The following is a 15,358-nucleotide window of genomic DNA, read 5'->3' on the forward strand; positions in this document are numbered from 1 at the left end:
GCCCGCGGTCTCACATCCTGATCCAGCGCGTGCAGCAAGTCCGGGTTCTCTTCCCGTCGACTTAATGATACACCGTATCTGTTAGCCGATCTGGGAGGAGCGATGGCGGATGCGGTGGAGTGATGAGGTCAGCGGTGGGCCGGTGGGGTTCGGGGAGGACTCGTGGGGGTTGATGCTGCTCAAGGTCGTGCTGGTCTTCGTGATTCTGATGGTGCTGACGCTGTTCAGTATTTGGGCGGAGCGGCGGGTGGTTGCCCGGATGCAGCAGCGGATCGGGCCGAAGGTCAACGGGCCGTTCGGGTTGCTGCAGTCGTTGGCCGATGGGATGAAGTTGATCCTGAAGGAGGATCTGATCCCGAAGACGGCCGACAAAGTGGTGTTCGTGCTCGCGCCGGCGATCGTGGTCGTTCCGGCGTTCGCGGCCTGGACGGTGATCCCGTTCGGGCCGACGGTGAAGCTGCCGTGGAGCGACGGCCGCACCGCGCTGCAGCTGACCGACATGCCGGTGGCGGTGATATTCGTGCTCGCGATGGCCTCGGTCGGCATCTACGGCATCGTGCTCGGCGGCTGGTCGTCCGGATCGACGTACTCCCTGCTCGGCGGCCTTCGCTCCAGCGCCCAGATGATCTCGTACGAGGTCTCGATGGGGCTGTCGCTCGTCGCGGTCTTCCTGTACGCCGGATCGATGTCGACGTCGCAGATCGTCGCCGCGCAGGACAAGCTCTGGTACGGCCTGATCCTCGCGCCGTCGTTCGTGATCTATGTGATCTCGATGATCGGCGAGACCAACCGGGCGCCGTTCGACCTGCCCGAGGCCGAGGGCGAGCTGGTCGGCGGATTCCACACGGAGTACTCGTCCGCGAAGTTCATGCTGTTCTTCCTCGCGGAGTACGTGAACATGGGCACCGTGGCGGCCTTGGCCACCACGCTGTTCCTCGGCGGCTGGCACGCGCCGTTGCCGATCAACCTGATCTGGGACGGCGCCAACAGCGGCTACTGGCCTGTCCTGTGGTTCTTCGGGAAGGTCCTCTGCTTCCTGTTCCTCTTCATCTGGCTGCGCGGGACGCTGCCACGCCTGCGGTACGACCAGTTCATGCACTTCGGGTGGACGCGGCTGATGCCGCTGTCCCTGCTGTGGATCCTGGTGGTCGCGACGATCCGCACGATCAACCTCAACGGCGGTATCGACCGGCAGTGGTTGTTCGTCGCGATCGCGCTCTGCGTCGTCGCCGTCGTCATACTGCTGTTCATCGGCGAGAAGAAGCAGTCGGACAAGGCCGCGCAGCAGGAAGCAGCCACGTACGACGGGTTCCCGGTGCCACCGATGTCGGCCGTCGCCACCGAGCGTCGGGCGCGATGACGCCGTACCATGCCCGACATGACACGGCCGGCCGACGAGGGCACCCAGCGGGATGCGGGTCCGGTGTGGGCACGCAACGACCGCCGGCCCCGGCGCAGGACGCTCACCCGCGAATCCATCGTGACCGCCGCGGTCGACATCGCCGACCGCGACGGGCTCGACGCGGTCTCGATCCGGAGCGTCGCGGCGTTCCTCGAGGTACGGCCGATGAGCTTGTACGCGCATGTGTCGAGCAAGGACGACCTGCTGGACCTGATGTTCGATCAGCTCGCCGGGGAGAACGTGCTCGGTGACGACCTGCCGCAGGACTGGCGCGAGGCACTCGAGGCCATCGCGCGACGGACCCGGGACCAGGGCCTGGCCCACCCGTGGACGATCGAGCTCCTGGTCGACCGCATGCAGCTGGGCCCGAACACACTCCGCGTTCTCGACGAGTGGATGCGTGCCGTCGCGCCGCTAGCCGTCTCTGCGGAAGAAGCGTGGAGCATCGTGACAGCGGTCAACGACCACACGGTCGGGTACGTCACCCGGGTCTCGGCGCAGCGACGTGCCGTGCCGTCGGACCCGGCCGCCGCCGGCGAATGGACGTCGACGGTCAACAGGTACCTGACCGAACGCGCCGACAGCGGCGACTACCCGTACGTCGGGCCACTCCTGCGCCACGGCTTCGCCGCCCAGCCGGACAACTTCGAGGCCGGCCTGGCGTTTCTCCTCGACACTGTCGAGAAGAAGCACGCGCCTCACGCTTGAAGTTGGAGCTCTGAGAGCTGCGCTGCCGGCCACCCGGTGTTGGCGGTAATCGTGACTCGCCAATAGCGCTGGGTCGTCGCGGGGAAGGTCAAGGTCACCGTCGGCGAGAAGGTGTAGGTCGCGGAGGCCTTTACCGTCGTGAAGTTGATGCCGTCCGTTGACCCGAGCAACGACAGGGTCTGATCACGAACACCCCAGGAAGCAGGTAGTTGCAGGACCGCGCGGCTGACCGACTGTGCCGAGCCGAGATCGACCTGCACCCATTGCGGGAAGGCGTTGTTCGCACTTTCCCAGTACGACGACTGGTTGCCGTCGGTCAGGTTGCTCGATGCAAAGACCTGGTTGTGCGACGACTCGCTGGTGGGCTTGCCGGCCGCCAAGTTGCCGGAGCCGCCGCCGGTGAACTGCAGGCTATTGAGGTTCCAGCCGCCGTTGTCCTGAGAGACCGTCAACGTCTGCAGCCCGGCAGGAAGCGTCACCTGCGTGGTGACGGTTGCCCAGTTCTGCCAACCACCAGTCGCGGGGATGCTGACGCTGCTGCCGGCGAGGTGGAAGGCGTTGGTCACCGCGCTCGGCGCCGCCACTCGCATCGCGACGCTGTACGTACCGGCCGTGGCGACGTTGACCGTGTAGTGGAACCACTGGCCCGAGCTGGTCCAGCCCAGGTTGTAGCCGCCACCGGCATCCGACGTTGACTCGAGGTCGACGCCGTCGGTGCGGTAGCCGTTCGCGGTGCCGTTCACCGAGCTCACGTTGTACGCGACGCCCTGCCCGCCGGTGTTGTAGTTCTCCGCCTGCACGGTCCCAGGGATCGCGGCGGGCGTGCCGCCGTACGGCGCCTCCGGCGTACTGCCACCCTGCCAACTGTTGCCGCTCAGTGATGCGCTGAACCCACCGGAGTTATTGATGTACGGCGTACCCTCACCAGTCACCGTGTTACCGGTGATCGTCGCGGAACCCGACGGCGCCGGGTAGAACGGCGGCGAGATGACGATGCCGTTGCGCCCCGGAGAGGTCACGGTGTTGTTCTGGAGCACGGTGTTCGTCGAGGTGGAGAAGCCGATGCCGTCGTACAGCGAATTGACGACGGTGTTGTTGCTCGCGGTCACCCGATCGACCACGCCGACGTTCTGCCCGTCGCCGCCGTTCCCGATGTGGAACGCCGGCTGCCCCTGGTTGTACGCATTCCCACCGGACCGTACGACGAGGTTGCCGGTAACGCTCGCCGACAACAGATCGTTGCCGTTGACACCGAACCGTCCCGCACCCAGACCGATGTAGCGGGCGGTGTCCGACACGTAGTTGTTCTCGATCCGATGGCCGCTGCCGCCGTAGATTCCGACGCCTTTCCCACCCCATGGAGCGATCGACGTATTGTTCGTCACCACCGCGTTCGCCATCGGCGTGTAATAGACCCGCGTGCCGTCGATGTCGTTGTAATTAACGGAGTTGATGGCGAGCGCATCGTCACCGGTGCCGCGGACGAAGTTGTTCGTGATGGTCAGGTTGTTGCCGACCGAGTTGCCCATCGAAACGTTGTTGATGTTCGCGCCGTCCGCCCAGATCGTCGTCAGGCGGTTGTTCCGGATCGTGCCGCCGGTGCCGGAAGCCCAGAAGCCGGACAGCGTGTGCTGGGTCCAGATCCCTTCGGCCACCCAGTTCGTCCCGGTGACGTCCATCGAGCCGCCGGCGCCGTCGACAGTTGCACGGCTGGTCGCGTTGGAGTCAACGTGCAGGTTGCGGATCGTGGTCGAGGTCAGGCCCCATAGCGCGGGCAGCGGAGTGCTGTTCGGCAGCGGTACGTCACGGTAGATCGTGCTGTACCAGGCGCCCGCGCCCGCAATCGTGATGCCCTGTGCCTGCAGACCCTGCGTGCCCTTGACGTAGAACGTGCCGGCCGGGATCCACAAAGTCTTGCCCTGCGACTGCGCCTGGTTGATGCAGTTCTGGATCGCCGCCCGGCTGTCGACCGACGCAGGGTCCGCCGCACCGTTGGTCGGGGTGTTGTCGGCGACCGCGCCGCAGTCGGTGATCGAGATCGAGTTGGCCGGCTGGGAAAGGGCGGCCGGCGGGTTCTCCACATCGACGACATCGACGTCGTAGTACGCGGCCGAGTTGCCGGAGTCCTTGCGCAGCATCAACGTGCCGCCGGGTGCGATCGGCGTACCGGTGACGAAGGTACGCGTCTCGTCGAAGAACACTCGCGGGCTGCCGTCGGACGGGTTCTGGCTGTTGCCGTTGTAGTTGTTGTTGCCCTCGTACAGCCAGGTCTGCTTCGAGTTGACGTTGAGCGCCTGCCGCAGACCGCCGTCGACGTACAGGTTCAACGTGCTGGTCTGCCCGCCGCCGGCGCTGCTGTCGGGGATGCTCACCCGGACCGTGATCGCGCTGATCGGTGCGCCGGTCGTGTTGGTCCACTGCACGCTCTGGCCGGTGCCGGCGAGATGGGCATACCCGTGCCCGGACGCCTCCAGCGAAGGGCTCGAGTACTGCGTCGTCGGCGCGGCCGTCAGCGACACCGCGGTCGCGCCACCGCCGAGCACGCCGGCCTCGGCCTCGTACGAAGTGAATGGCACGGTTGCGCCGGCGGTCGTAGCCGCGGCCGCCGGCGTGACGAGCAGCGCGGCGACGGGAACGGCGGACAGGAGGCTGAGCAGGGCAGAGCGCATGGGTCTTCCTCTCCGGCCTCCGCAGGTCGGGAGCGGGCTGTCCCGACGGGCGACTGCGACGGCCGCGATGTCAGGAATTTGCGACAGCGCATCGCAAAATTGCGCCGACACCGTGAGAAGGATGAAACGCGAATGTCCTCAACACGTCAAGATGCCACGGCCTACAACTTCGTCAGGCCCGGTTCAGGTGGTTCGCGAGTTCGGTCCGCGAGCGGACGGCGAGCTTGCGGTAGATCCGGGTCAGGTTGGCTTCGACGGTCTTGACCGACATGAACAGCTCCGCGGCGGTCTCGTGGTTCGACCGGCCCGCGGCGACGAGTTCCGCGACGCGGCGCTCGGTTGCCGTCAGCATCGACGTACTCGGGTACAGGCCGGAGCGGCCGGACTCGTCGCGGGCGCGCTCGGCCCAGCGCGGTACGCCGAGCGCGTCGAACGTCGCGGCGGCCTTGTTCAGAGTCTCGACGGCCAGGCCCTTCTGGCCGGCACGGCGGTACACCTGCCCCAGTGCCAGCCGCGACCGGGCCGTCTCGAACGGGCATTCGCCGCCGGTCTGATCGACGATCCATCGCAGTTCGGCGATCGCCTGGTCCAGGTCGCCGCGGGCAGCAGTCAACAAGGCCTGGCAGCGATCGGCGGCAACGCTCGCCTCCGGGCGGCCCGCCTCCCCCTGGCGACGGAGCAGCGCAACGGCTGTCTCGACGTCGTCGAGTGCGCCGACCTGCAGCGCGGCATCGGCGTAGTCGACCGGCCACAACAGCTGCTCGAGGTCGACGAGTTCGGTCTTCGCGAAGATGTCGGCGAGTTCACGCAGTACGTCGAGCGCTGTCTGCCAGTTGCGCGCCGAGGTCTCGACAAACCCCACCTGGGCGAGGAATCCGGCCAGCCAGTACGTGATCCCGTGCGACCTGGACTCTGCCGCCGCACGCTGCGCCAGGGTCCGGGCCTCGTCCAGGTCACCGGAGTACTCCGCGACCAGGATCCGCGCCATCTGCTCCTGCAGGTTGAAGGCACTCGCCCACGCCCCTGAACGGTCCGCCTCCTCGAGCGCCGCCCGCGCGTCCGCGATCCGCGACCCCCGGACGTGGCACATGACCAGACAGATGTACAGGCTCGACAGATCGCCGTACCGCCCGGCGTCGATCGTCCGCCGGATGCCGTCGCGAATCTCCGCCACGGCCTCCGGATCGTTCCAGGCCGCATGGAATGCGCGGCCCCAGGCCAGCTCCGCGGCGGAGATCTCGGTGTCCGAACTCGCGACCAGCTGTTCGAACTCGCGCTCTGTCTCCTTCAGACGGCTGCTCCCCCACAGCCACTCGGCATTCAGCCGCTGGTTCAACGCCATGAACTGAATGTCGGTACGCCGGACCGCGACCGCCTCGTCGATCGCCAGCTGACTCAGCCGCAGTGTGAGCCGGCCGTGGCCCTCCATCCGGTGGTACTCGCTGAGCTCCTGGAGGATCGCGGCCCGGACCTCCGTGCCCGCGGGCGCGAGCCGGAACGCCTGTTCGGAGAGCGAGCGCGCGGAGCGCAGGTTGCCTGGCAGCCGCGCCTCCCGGAGCAGCACCTGGGCACGGTCCTCCGGCGACGCCGCCACAGCGGACGCGTTCTCCAGTGCGGCCCGGGCCGCCAGCAGGTCCCCGGCACCGAAGTACGTGTCGAGTGCGCCGAGCCAACGACGGAAGCTCACCGACGCGTCCACGTCGGACGGCGTCGCCAACGCCGCGGCCTCCAGCAACTCGCCCGCCAGTTGCTGAGCGCCGCGGCTGCGCGAGATCTCGGCGGCGCGTTCGAGCTCGCCGGCCGCGGTCTCGTCGGGCGCGACGATCGACTCCGCGCGGTGCCGGGCCCGCTCGACCGGGTCCTCGAGCTTCTCGGCAAGCATCCGGTGCGTACGACGTCGCGCCTCGGGTGCCGCAGCGTCGTAAATGGCCGACGCGAGCAGCGGATGGGTGAAAGCAACCAATGCGCCCGCCCCGACCTTGGCCACGTCCGCATCGGCCGCCGCCTCCAGAGCTGACCGAAGCCGAGTCTCCTCGACCATCCGCTGCAACTGCGAGACCGTCAGCCGGCCCGCCGCGGAGACCAGCAGGAGTACGTCGCGGGCGTCCTGCGACAACAGCACCGAGACTTTCTCCCCCAGCAACCCGGCCAGGCTCGGCGGGACCGGGAAGATCGGCTCGTGGCCCTCCTGCGAACTCCAGCGCCACTTCGACAGATCGGACTGCATCGCCATCGCGATCATCAACGCCAGCAGCGGGTTGCCGCCGCTGGCCCGCGCCACCCCGGCACTCATCGGCGGGGTCCACCGCAGCCCCAGCCGCTTGCGCAGCAACTGGCCGATCGCCCAGTCCGGCAGCGGCTTCAACTCCAACTCGTGCCGCGGCTCGGCCAGCACCCGGATCAGCTCGGCCGCCGCCCCGGGATCAGGCCTCGACGCCAGTACGACGCTCAACCTGCGCGGGTCGATCGTCCGCAGCGCGAACGCGAGACTGGCGAGACTCGCCTGATCCAGCCACTGCGCATCGTCGAGGATCAGCGTGACCGGCTCAGCGCCGTACAACTGGGTCAGCAGCCCGCGCACCGCTAGCGGGACGGCTAAGGCGTCGACGTCGTCGCCGTCCGGGTCGGCACGCTGGAGTGCAACCGACAGCGCACGTCGCTGCGGAGCCGGCAGAAGGTCGAACGCGCTGTCTGGACACTGGCTGACTAGCTCGGCCAGCCCCGCGAAGGGCAACCCGCGGTCGAACTGCGTCGGGCCGACCGACAGCACCCGCCGGCCGCGCCGCTGGGCCAGCTGGTCGACCACCTTCAGCAGACTGCTCTTGCCGAGCCCGGGTTCGCCGATCACGACAGCACTACCGCCGTCGTCCACGACGTCGCTCAGCAGCCCCAAGGCGTCCTCGCGGCCGTACAACCCGTACGCGGCCGCCAGTTCGTCGTCCATCAGGTCATTCTGCGGTACCCGACCGCGCAGATCGAGGGTCGCGAGGGACCCGGTCGAGGGTTTTCCCGCCTGCCGTGAGAGCGGTCCCATCCCTACGGTCACGGAGTACCCCACCCTTGGAGGAATCTCATGAGCAGCACCCGACCGGCAGTGGTCCTCATCCACGGCGGCTTCGTCGACGGCTCCGGCTGGCGCGGCGTGTACGACCGGCTCCGCGCCCAGGGCCACCGAGTTGCCGTCGTCCAGAACCCGACCGTCTCCCTGGACGGCGACGTGACCGCGGTCAAGCAGGTCCTCGACTCGATCGACGGACCGGCCGTCCTCGTCGGTCACTCGTACGGCGGGGTCGTCGTCACCGAGACCGGCACCGACGAGCGGGTCGTGGGCCTCGTCTACATCGCGGCGTTCGCCCCGGACAAGGGCGAGTCCGTCAACACCCTGATCGCCGACCCGCCGCCCGGCGCGCCGGTACCCCCGATCCTGCCGCCGCGCGACGGCTACCTCTGCCTCGACCGGGACAAGTTCCACGAGTCGTTCGCGGGCGACCTGCCCGCCGACGAGGCCGCGTTCATGGCCGACTCGCAGGTGCCGTGGGGCGTGAACGCCCTGGCCGGATCGGTCACCGAACCCGCTTGGCGCGCCAAGCAGTCCTGGTACCTCGTCGCCGCCGACGACCGGATGATCCCGCCGCCCGCCCAGCGCCAGATGGCCGAACGCGCCGGCGCCACCGTCCGCGAGGTCTCGGGCAGCCACTCCGTCTACGTCTCCCAGCCGCAGGCCGTGGCAGACCTCATCCACACCGCTGTCGAGTCCCTGGCCTAGGAGATCAGCATGGGTACCAATGTCACTCGCCGCCAGGTCCTGGCGGCCGGCGCGGTCGCGGCCGGCTCAGCCGCGCTGCTGGCCACTCCGGCCGCTGCCCAGGCCGGCAAGCCGCCGAAGGTCAAGCCGACCATCGTGCTGGTCCACGGTGGGTACGCCGATTCGTCCTGCTGGAACGCGGTCATCCAGAAGCTCCAGCGTGAGGGCTACACCACGATCGCGGGCTCGAACCCGTTGCGCGGTATTCCCACCGACGCGCCGTACATCGGCAGTCTGCTGGACTCGATCGACGGCCCGGTCGTGCTGGTCGCACACTCCATGGGCGGAACCGTCATCACGAACGCGGCCGCCGGCAAGAGCAACGTCAAGGCGCTGGTCTACATCGCGGCGTTCGCGCCCGACGTGGGCGAGACGCAGGGCGAGCTGATCACCAAGTTCCCGGGCAGCCTCGTCGAGCCCGTCAGCGTCGGGATCCCGTACACGAAGGCCGACGGCACCACCGGCATCGACCTCTACCTGAGCAAGGACGGCCAAGCAGCCTTCGCCGCCGACATCTCGGCGGAATCGTTCCGGATCCTCCAAGCCACCCAACGCCCGTTCGACGCCGACTCCTTCATCTATCCGACCACGGCCGCCGCCTGGCGAACCATCCCGTCCTGGGGCCTGGTAGCCGGCCGCGACAAGGCGATCCCACCCGCGGCCGAACGCTGGATGTACGCCCGCGGGAACTTCCGCAGGGTCGTCGAGGTACGTACCTCCTCCCATGTCGTAATGATCAGCCACCCGCAGACCACCGCGGACCTGATCCTGGAAGCCGCCCGGGCCACCTCCTGACTAGCGCAACGAACGGAAAGTAGCGCGGATCTCGGACGAGAAGAGATCGGGTTCCTCCCAGGCGGCGAAGTGGCCGCCCTTGGTTACCTCGTTGAAGTAGACGACGTTCGGGTAAGCCTTCTCGACCCAGCTGCGCGGGGTCTGCCAGATCTCGCCGGGGAAGGTGGTGAAACCGACCGGGATCGGCACCGAGGTCGGCGGCTGGCCGACGGCACGGGCGTTCTCCTGGGTCTCCTCCCAGTAGGAGCGGGCCGCGGAGGCGCCGGTGCCGGTCAGCCAGTAGAGGGTGATGTTGTCGACCAGATGTTCCTTGGTCAGGTTGCCCGAGGGTTCTCCGTCGACGAAGACGTGGGCGATCTTCAGGTAGCTGTCCGTGTCGTGGTCGATCATCCAGGCGGCCAGGGCGATCGGGGAGTCCAGAGCGGCGTAACCGATGGTCTGCGGGCGGGTCGCCTGTTCCACGAAGTAGCCGGTGCCGGACTCGTGGAAGGTCGCGAGTTGGTCGAGCGCGGTCTGTTCTTCCTTGGTGGGTGGCGTCTCGCTCAGGGCCTCGGCGTCGCCCAGCGCCGGTGTCAGCAGGTTGGTGTGGATGCCGATCAGCCCGTCGAGACCCAGGCGGCCCATCGCATCGGTGACCTGCGAGCCGACATCGCCGCCCTGCGCGACGTACTGGGTGTAACCGAGGCGGTGCATCAGCTCGTCCCAGGCCCGCCCGATGCGGATCGGACCCCAGCCGAGCTCGGCCGGCTCGTCGGAGAAGCCGTAGCCGGGGATGGACGGCAGCACGAGGTGGAAGGCGTCGTCGGCGCTTCCGCCGTACGCGGTCGGATCGGTGAGCGGACCGACCGTCTCCAGCAGCTCGATGATCGAGCCCGGCCAGCCGTGCGTCATGACCAGCGGCAACGCGTTCTCGTGCGGCGACGGCACGTGGATGAAGTGGATGTCGAGGCCGTCGATCTCGGTCTTGTACTGCGGAAGCTCGTTCAGCCGCGCCTCGCACCGGCGCCAGTCGTACTCGGTCGACCAGTAGCGGGCGAGCTCCTGGAGTGCCGCCAACTGCACTCCCTGCGACCGATCCCCGACGAGTTCCTTGGTCGGCCAGCGGGTCGCCTCGATCCGCCGGAGCAGTTCGTCGAGCTCCGCCTGCGGTACCTCGACACGGAATGTACGGATCGCGCGCGTGCTGTCACTCATGATCGTGTCCCTCCCGGATCGCCTCCCCTGACCTGTCGATCATCCGCCCGATCCGGTACTCCATCTAGAGCGACGACGCCCTTCGCTCCATCCGCTGCAGCACGGAATCGGCGATCTCGACACCCCAGCCCGGTGCATCGGACAGGACGACCTCGCCGTTGCGGGCGACCGGGAACGGCTCGTAGACCCGCATCGACGAGGCGTCCTCGATCGTCCATTCGTGGAAGAGGTTGCAGGCCGGCATCGCCGTGACCAGGTGGGCGGTGAAGATCGCCGTCAGCGATCTGCCCGACGAGTGCGGTACGCACGGGAGCCCGGCGAGGTTGGCCAGGTCGGCAACTTGCCGGGCGCGGGTGATGCCGCCGATGTAGCAGACGTCGGGCTGGATGACGTCTGCCGTACCGTCCTGGATGATCCGCCGCATGGTGTCGACGGAGAACTCCTGCTCCCCCAGCCCGACGGGGATGTCGAGAGCTGCCGCCACGCTCCTGGTGTTCTCGTACTCCCAGAACGGCACCGGCTCCTCGAAGTGCAGGTAGTCGTACTCCTCGAGCAGCCGCCCGATCCGGACCGCCTGCCCCGGTGAGTAGGCGCCGTTCGCATCCGCGCTGAGCTCGATGTCGTCGCCGAGCTCCTTGCGCAGTAAGGGAACCAGCCGCCAGGTGCGGCCGGTTCGCGACTCGGCATCGCGACCGTTGCGCTCGCCGATCTTGATCTTCACCGCGCGGAACCCGTGCTCGGCGACGGCGGCGACCATCCGGTCGACCTCTTCCTCGGGCGTCGTGTCGCGCCGCATCCCCGAACCGTAGACCGGCACCGACGACCGGAACTTCCCGCCGAGCAACTGGTAGACCGGCTGGGACCTGGCCTTCCCCACCAGGTCCCACAACGCGGTATCGACGCCGGCCAAGGCCCGGAACAGGAAGCTCCCGAAGTACTTGTACTCCGCCCGCGCGCACTCCTCGGCCAGGGTCATGACATCGGACGGGTCCCGGCCCAGGTAGTTCCGCGCGACCAGCGTGTGCAGCACCTCGCCGGTGATCCGGGCCTCGGAGTGCGCGGTCTGCCCGTACCCGACCAGGCCGTCGTCGGTACTGACGCGGACGATGCAGCCGTGGCCGTCGAATGTCTCGATCGAGGTGATCTTGGTCAAAGCGACTCCGCCCGCGCCGGCAGCTTGTAGAACGCTCGGGCGTTCTCCGTATAGATGTTGTCCCGCTGCTCCGCGGACAGCCTGACCTTGAAGGCGTGCTGGGGATGGTCGAAGTCCCAGTGCGGGTAGTCGGTCGAGAACATCACCTTGTCGCTACCGCCGAGGTGGTCGAACACCTTCTGCAGGTCGGCCGGCCGATGCGGTTCCTCGATCGGCTGGGTCGTCACCCAGAAGTGGTCGCGCACATACTCCGACGGCCGCCGCCGTACCGAGGGAATCTCGTCGCGGAAGCGCTCCCAGTGCGTGTCCATCCGCCAGGCCAGCGACGGCAGCCACGCGAACCCGCCCTCGATCAACGCGATGCGCAGATTCGGCAACCGGTCGAACACCCCGCCGAGGATCAAGCTCGCCACATGCGCCTGGAACGCGGCAGACATCCCCGCGTGGTCCTCCAGGTAGTACGACGGCCAGCCCGCGCTGCTGATCGGTACGCCGCGAACCCCGCCGCCGTAGTGAATCCCGATCGGCAGGTCGTGCCGCGCGGCAGCCTCGTACATCTGCCAGTACCGGCGATCGCCGAGAGGCGCGGAACTACGCGCGACGAGGAGCACCTGCACGAACCCCGGATGACCGGCGAGCCGCTCGATCTCGGCGACGGCCTGCTCGCTGTGTTCGGCCGGCACGATCATGCCCGAGCGCAGCCGCGGCTCCGGCTCCAGCCATTCCTTGATCTGCCAGTCGTTGGTTGCCGCCGACAACGCCGCGGAGAACTCGGGGTCGAGCTGGCTGCCGGAGCCGCTGAGCGGACCGAGGATGCCGAACTCGACGTTCAGCCCGTCGAGATGCTGTTTCTGCATGAAGCCCAGATCGGCGCCCGCGGGCAGTCCGGACGGCGGGAAGGCGTCGTACCGGGCCGGCGATCCCTTCGGGTACACGTTCCCGTTGTGCTGCCGGGAGCCGAACGTCTTCAGGTGCCGGAGCCAGCGGTTCGAGAGGTACGGTTCCAGGGCTCCGGGCGCCATCACGTTGTGGATGTCGCAGTCGATGATCATCTGCTTCGTCGCGGTCCGGCGTTCCGGTCGGGTTTCTGTCTGTGTCATGGAAGGCTCCTCATCGCAGCCGGTACGTCGCGTGCGCGTTGCCGGACATGATCTTGGTCTGCAGATCCCCGGAGATTCCCTCGGGCAGCGCGTCCGCGGAGTTCGCGAAATGCGCGTGCGGGTAGTCGGTGGAGAACATCAACATGTCGTCGCTGAGCAGTTGGTCGATCACGTCGAGCAGGTACTGCGGGGTGTCGGGCCGGTCGAGCGGCGCGATCGTCATCCGGACGTGGTCGCGGATCACCTCGGACGGCGGACGCTCCACCCACGGCACCTCACGACGCAGCCCCTTCCAGTCCTTGTCGAACCGCCACATCATCGGCGGCAGCCAGGCGAACCCGCCCTCGATCGTGACGACCTTCAGCTCGGGGAACTCGACGAAGACACCCTCGGCGACGAAGCTCATCAGCTGGGTCTGGAACGCCAGCGGCACGTTCACGTAGTCCTCGACGAAGTACGTCGCCCAGCCGATCGGCGTCGTCGGGTTGCCGCTCAACCCGCCCGCCTGGACGCCGACCACCAGCCCGGCTTCCTGTGCGGCACGGTAGATCGGCCAGAACCCGCGGCGACCCAGCGGCTCCCGGCTCCGCGAGGGAACCGTCACCTGGACGAACTGCTCGTGCTCCGCCGCCCACTCGACCTCCTTCGCCGCGAAGCCCGGGTTCTGCAGCGGCAGCACAGCTGATCCACGCAACCGCGGATCCTGCTCCAGGAACTCGTGCAGCTGCCAGCGATTCAGCGCCCGGGCGAGCGCTGCCGCCAGGTCGTCGTTGTGGATCGAGTCGATGGCGTACGTGCAGTTCAGGATCGCGTACTGCAACTGCCACGGGTCGAGCAGCTGACCCTGGAGAAGCTCGAGGCTGGACCCGGCCGGTCCTTGCTCCGGTCGCGTGCCGTCGAGGAAGAGATTCGGCGCGTTGGACGGATAGAGGTTCGACGGCAATCCGCCCATACCCGACTCGGTGATGTAGTCACGCCACCGCGCCTCGAGGTAAGGAAAGAGGTTCTTCAGGCCGGGAAGATTGATATGTACGTCGGTGTCGACCAGGTCGAGCCCGGTCCATTGCTGGGGCCGGGCGTAATTCTCAAGTTGTTGTACAGCCACTTGTGATCTCACCTTTCACAGGTCGAGGACCAATCGGGACGACAGCGCGCGGGAGACGCAGATCATCATCGTGTCGTTGGCGGCGCGTTCGTCCTCGTCGAGAACGGAGTCGCGATGGTCCGGAACGCCTTCCAGCACAGTCGTTTGGCAGGTCCCACAGGTGCCTTCCTCGCAGTTCGACAGGACGAAGATCCCGGCCTCGTCGACGACTTCGAGGATGGATCTGTCCGGCGGTACGACCAGCACCTCGTCGCTGTCGACCAGCTCGATCTCGAACGCGGTGTTCGGCGGTACGTCGGTCAGCGGCCGCGGCGCGAACCGTTCCACCTGCAGGGTCTTGTGCGGCCAGTGCGCGCTCTTCGCCTCGACGGCCGCGATCAGGGGTTCGGGACCGCAGCAGTAGATCAACGTCCCGGGCTGCGGTTCGGCCAGGAGCTGATCCAGCTCGATCAGCCCGCGAAGGTCCTGCGGCCATTCGAGTACGCGCGCGGGATCGATCCTGCCGAGCTCGTCCCGATACGCCATCGACGCCTCGCTGCGACCGCCGTACACCAGCCGCCAGTCGGCGCCGGCCTCGTGCGCGGCCTTGATCATCGGGATGATCGGCGTGATTCCGATGCCGCCGGCAATGAACAGGTACCGCGGGGACTCGTGCAGCGGGAAGTGGTTGCGCGGCCCGGTGGCTGTCAGTACGTCGCCGGCGCGGACCCGCTCGCACAGCACGATCGAGCCGCCGCGGCTCTCCGGCTCCCGCAGTACGGCGATGCGCCACCGGCCACGATCGTCGGGATCGCTGCACAGCGAGTACTGACGGACGAGCCCGGGGCGGATCTCCACGTCGATGTGGCTTCCCGGGGTCCACGACGGCAGGTCAGACCCGTCGTCGGCGACGAGCACGAGCTCCGTCACGCCGGCCGAGACCGGCGTGACGGACCGCACCCGCAACGGGATGGTCGTCTCGCCGACCATCCCGGCGGCGTCAGATATTGACAATGACATAGTCGCGATCGACCTCGACCTCGTACATCTCACCGGAGTACGGGCCGGGCTGGAAACCGGCCGCGGACAGCTCCGGATTCTTGGCCAGGGTCTCGCCCGACTCCACACCGGTCTGATAGGCCTTGACCTTGGTCTTCGCGGGATCGAACCAGGACTGGCCGGTGGCGATCTCGAACTCCCAGCCGTGCCAGGGACAGCGGATGATCTCGCCGCGCATGACGTAGTCGTAGTTGCCCGGCTTGTCCGAGCGGACCAGCCCCGAGGTGACGCCCTCGCACATCGGGCCGCCGCCGTGCGGGCACAGGTTGCGGATCGCGTAGTAGTTGCCTTTGACGTTGAAGACGCCGATCGAGCGCTTGGCGACCTCGACCACCTTCCGGGACCCGGGCGGAATCTCGTCGACGGTAGCCACCACGTACTTGGTCACG

12 protein-coding genes are annotated in these 15,358 nt (G+C 67.8%); 4 read left to right on the top strand and 8 right to left on the bottom strand.

Going from position 1 to position 15,358, the window contains the following annotated elements; translation table 11 throughout:
- Positions 1 to 109 precede the first annotated feature (109 nt).
- A complete protein-coding gene (gene nuoH, locus ACFWUU_RS05820) occupies positions 110 to 1,360 on the top strand; it encodes an NADH-quinone oxidoreductase subunit NuoH (protein ID WP_380173070.1) in 1,251 nt (416 codons plus the stop codon).
- Positions 1,361 to 1,378: 18 nt separating this feature from the next.
- Positions 1,379 to 2,110, top strand: a complete 732-nt coding sequence (locus ACFWUU_RS05825) for a TetR/AcrR family transcriptional regulator C-terminal domain-containing protein (RefSeq protein WP_380173072.1) — start codon at positions 1,379 to 1,381, stop codon at positions 2,108 to 2,110.
- Here the strand turns inward: ACFWUU_RS05825 and ACFWUU_RS05830 are convergent.
- Both ACFWUU_RS05830 and ACFWUU_RS05835 read right to left on the bottom strand, forming a co-directional pair.
- Positions 2,101 to 4,779 (bottom strand): discoidin domain-containing protein, encoded by a 2,679-nt coding sequence (locus ACFWUU_RS05830; RefSeq protein ID WP_380173074.1) that lies wholly within the window; start codon positions 4,777 to 4,779, stop codon positions 2,101 to 2,103. The genes ACFWUU_RS05825 and ACFWUU_RS05830 overlap by 10 nt on opposite strands.
- Positions 4,780 to 4,951: 172 nt before the next feature.
- Complete coding sequence (locus ACFWUU_RS05835) at positions 4,952 to 7,723, bottom strand: AAA family ATPase (RefSeq protein ID WP_380173076.1); 2,772 nt, start codon at positions 7,721 to 7,723, stop codon at positions 4,952 to 4,954.
- A 129-nt stretch (positions 7,724 to 7,852) separates the two neighbouring features.
- On the opposite strand from ACFWUU_RS05835, the gene ACFWUU_RS05840 reads away from it, so the two are divergent.
- Positions 7,853 to 8,545: an alpha/beta fold hydrolase gene (locus ACFWUU_RS05840; RefSeq protein ID WP_380173078.1), complete on the top strand. Its 693-nt coding sequence runs from the start codon at positions 7,853 to 7,855 to the stop codon at positions 8,543 to 8,545.
- A gap of 9 nt (positions 8,546 to 8,554) precedes the next feature.
- A complete protein-coding gene (locus ACFWUU_RS05845; RefSeq protein WP_137253421.1) occupies positions 8,555 to 9,379 on the top strand; it encodes an alpha/beta fold hydrolase in 825 nt (274 codons plus the stop codon).
- Here ACFWUU_RS05845 and ACFWUU_RS05850 read toward each other — a convergent pair whose 3' ends face one another.
- The 6 genes from ACFWUU_RS05850 to ACFWUU_RS05875 all read right to left on the bottom strand — a co-directional run bounded on the left by ACFWUU_RS05850 (position 9,380) and on the right by ACFWUU_RS05875 (position 15,357).
- Positions 9,380 to 10,573 carry an epoxide hydrolase family protein gene (locus ACFWUU_RS05850; RefSeq protein ID WP_380173080.1) on the bottom strand — a complete coding sequence of 398 codons (1,194 nt, stop codon included), beginning with the start codon at positions 10,571 to 10,573 and terminating at the stop codon, positions 9,380 to 9,382.
- A 64-nt stretch (positions 10,574 to 10,637) separates the two neighbouring features.
- Positions 10,638 to 11,726 carry a mandelate racemase/muconate lactonizing enzyme family protein gene (locus tag ACFWUU_RS05855; RefSeq protein ID WP_380173082.1) on the bottom strand — a complete coding sequence of 363 codons (1,089 nt, stop codon included), beginning with the start codon at positions 11,724 to 11,726 and terminating at the stop codon, positions 10,638 to 10,640.
- Positions 11,723 to 12,826, bottom strand: a complete 1,104-nt coding sequence (locus ACFWUU_RS05860) for an amidohydrolase family protein (RefSeq protein ID WP_380173084.1) — start codon at positions 12,824 to 12,826, stop codon at positions 11,723 to 11,725. Before ACFWUU_RS05860 ends, ACFWUU_RS05855 begins: the two co-directional genes overlap by 4 nt.
- 10 nt (positions 12,827 to 12,836) lie before the next feature.
- Entirely contained in the window at positions 12,837 to 13,931 is a 1,095-nt protein-coding gene (locus tag ACFWUU_RS05865; protein ID WP_380173086.1) for an amidohydrolase family protein, read from the bottom strand.
- Between the two features lie 15 nt (positions 13,932 to 13,946).
- The gene (locus ACFWUU_RS05870; RefSeq protein ID WP_380173088.1) at positions 13,947 to 14,930 is read right to left on the bottom strand and encodes a PDR/VanB family oxidoreductase; all 984 of its coding nucleotides are present in this window, start codon (positions 14,928 to 14,930) and stop codon (positions 13,947 to 13,949) included.
- Positions 14,911 to 15,357, bottom strand: coding sequence for a Rieske (2Fe-2S) protein (locus ACFWUU_RS05875; protein WP_137253416.1), 447 nt, complete (start codon positions 15,355 to 15,357; stop codon positions 14,911 to 14,913). Before ACFWUU_RS05875 ends, ACFWUU_RS05870 begins: the two co-directional genes overlap by 20 nt.
- Position 15,358 lies beyond the last annotated feature (1 nt).

This window comes from Kribbella sp. NPDC058693 (genome assembly GCF_042715335.1).
GTDB lineage: Bacteria > Actinomycetota > Actinomycetes > Propionibacteriales > Kribbellaceae > Kribbella > Kribbella jiaozuonensis.

Excerpts from the sequence above, each read along its gene's own strand:
- ACFWUU_RS05835 (WP_380173076.1), bottom strand. The coding sequence starts at position 7,723 with ATGGACGACGAACTGGCGGCCGCGTACGGGTTGTACGGCCGCGAGGAC.
- ACFWUU_RS05825 (WP_380173072.1), top strand. The coding sequence starts at position 1,379 with ATGACACGGCCGGCCGACGAGGGCACCCAGCGGGATGCGGGTCCGGTG.
- ACFWUU_RS05840 (WP_380173078.1), top strand. The coding sequence starts at position 7,853 with ATGAGCAGCACCCGACCGGCAGTGGTCCTCATCCACGGCGGCTTCGTC.
- ACFWUU_RS05830 (WP_380173074.1), bottom strand. The coding sequence starts at position 4,779 with ATGCGCTCTGCCCTGCTCAGCCTCCTGTCCGCCGTTCCCGTCGCCGCG.
- ACFWUU_RS05870 (WP_380173088.1), bottom strand. The coding sequence starts at position 14,930 with ATGTCATTGTCAATATCTGACGCCGCCGGGATGGTCGGCGAGACGACC.
- ACFWUU_RS05850 (WP_380173080.1), bottom strand. The coding sequence starts at position 10,573 with ATGAGTGACAGCACGCGCGCGATCCGTACATTCCGTGTCGAGGTACCG.
- nuoH (WP_380173070.1), top strand. The coding sequence starts at position 110 with ATGCGGTGGAGTGATGAGGTCAGCGGTGGGCCGGTGGGGTTCGGGGAG.
- ACFWUU_RS05845 (WP_137253421.1), top strand. The coding sequence starts at position 8,555 with ATGGGTACCAATGTCACTCGCCGCCAGGTCCTGGCGGCCGGCGCGGTC.
- ACFWUU_RS05860 (WP_380173084.1), bottom strand. The coding sequence starts at position 12,826 with ATGACACAGACAGAAACCCGACCGGAACGCCGGACCGCGACGAAGCAG.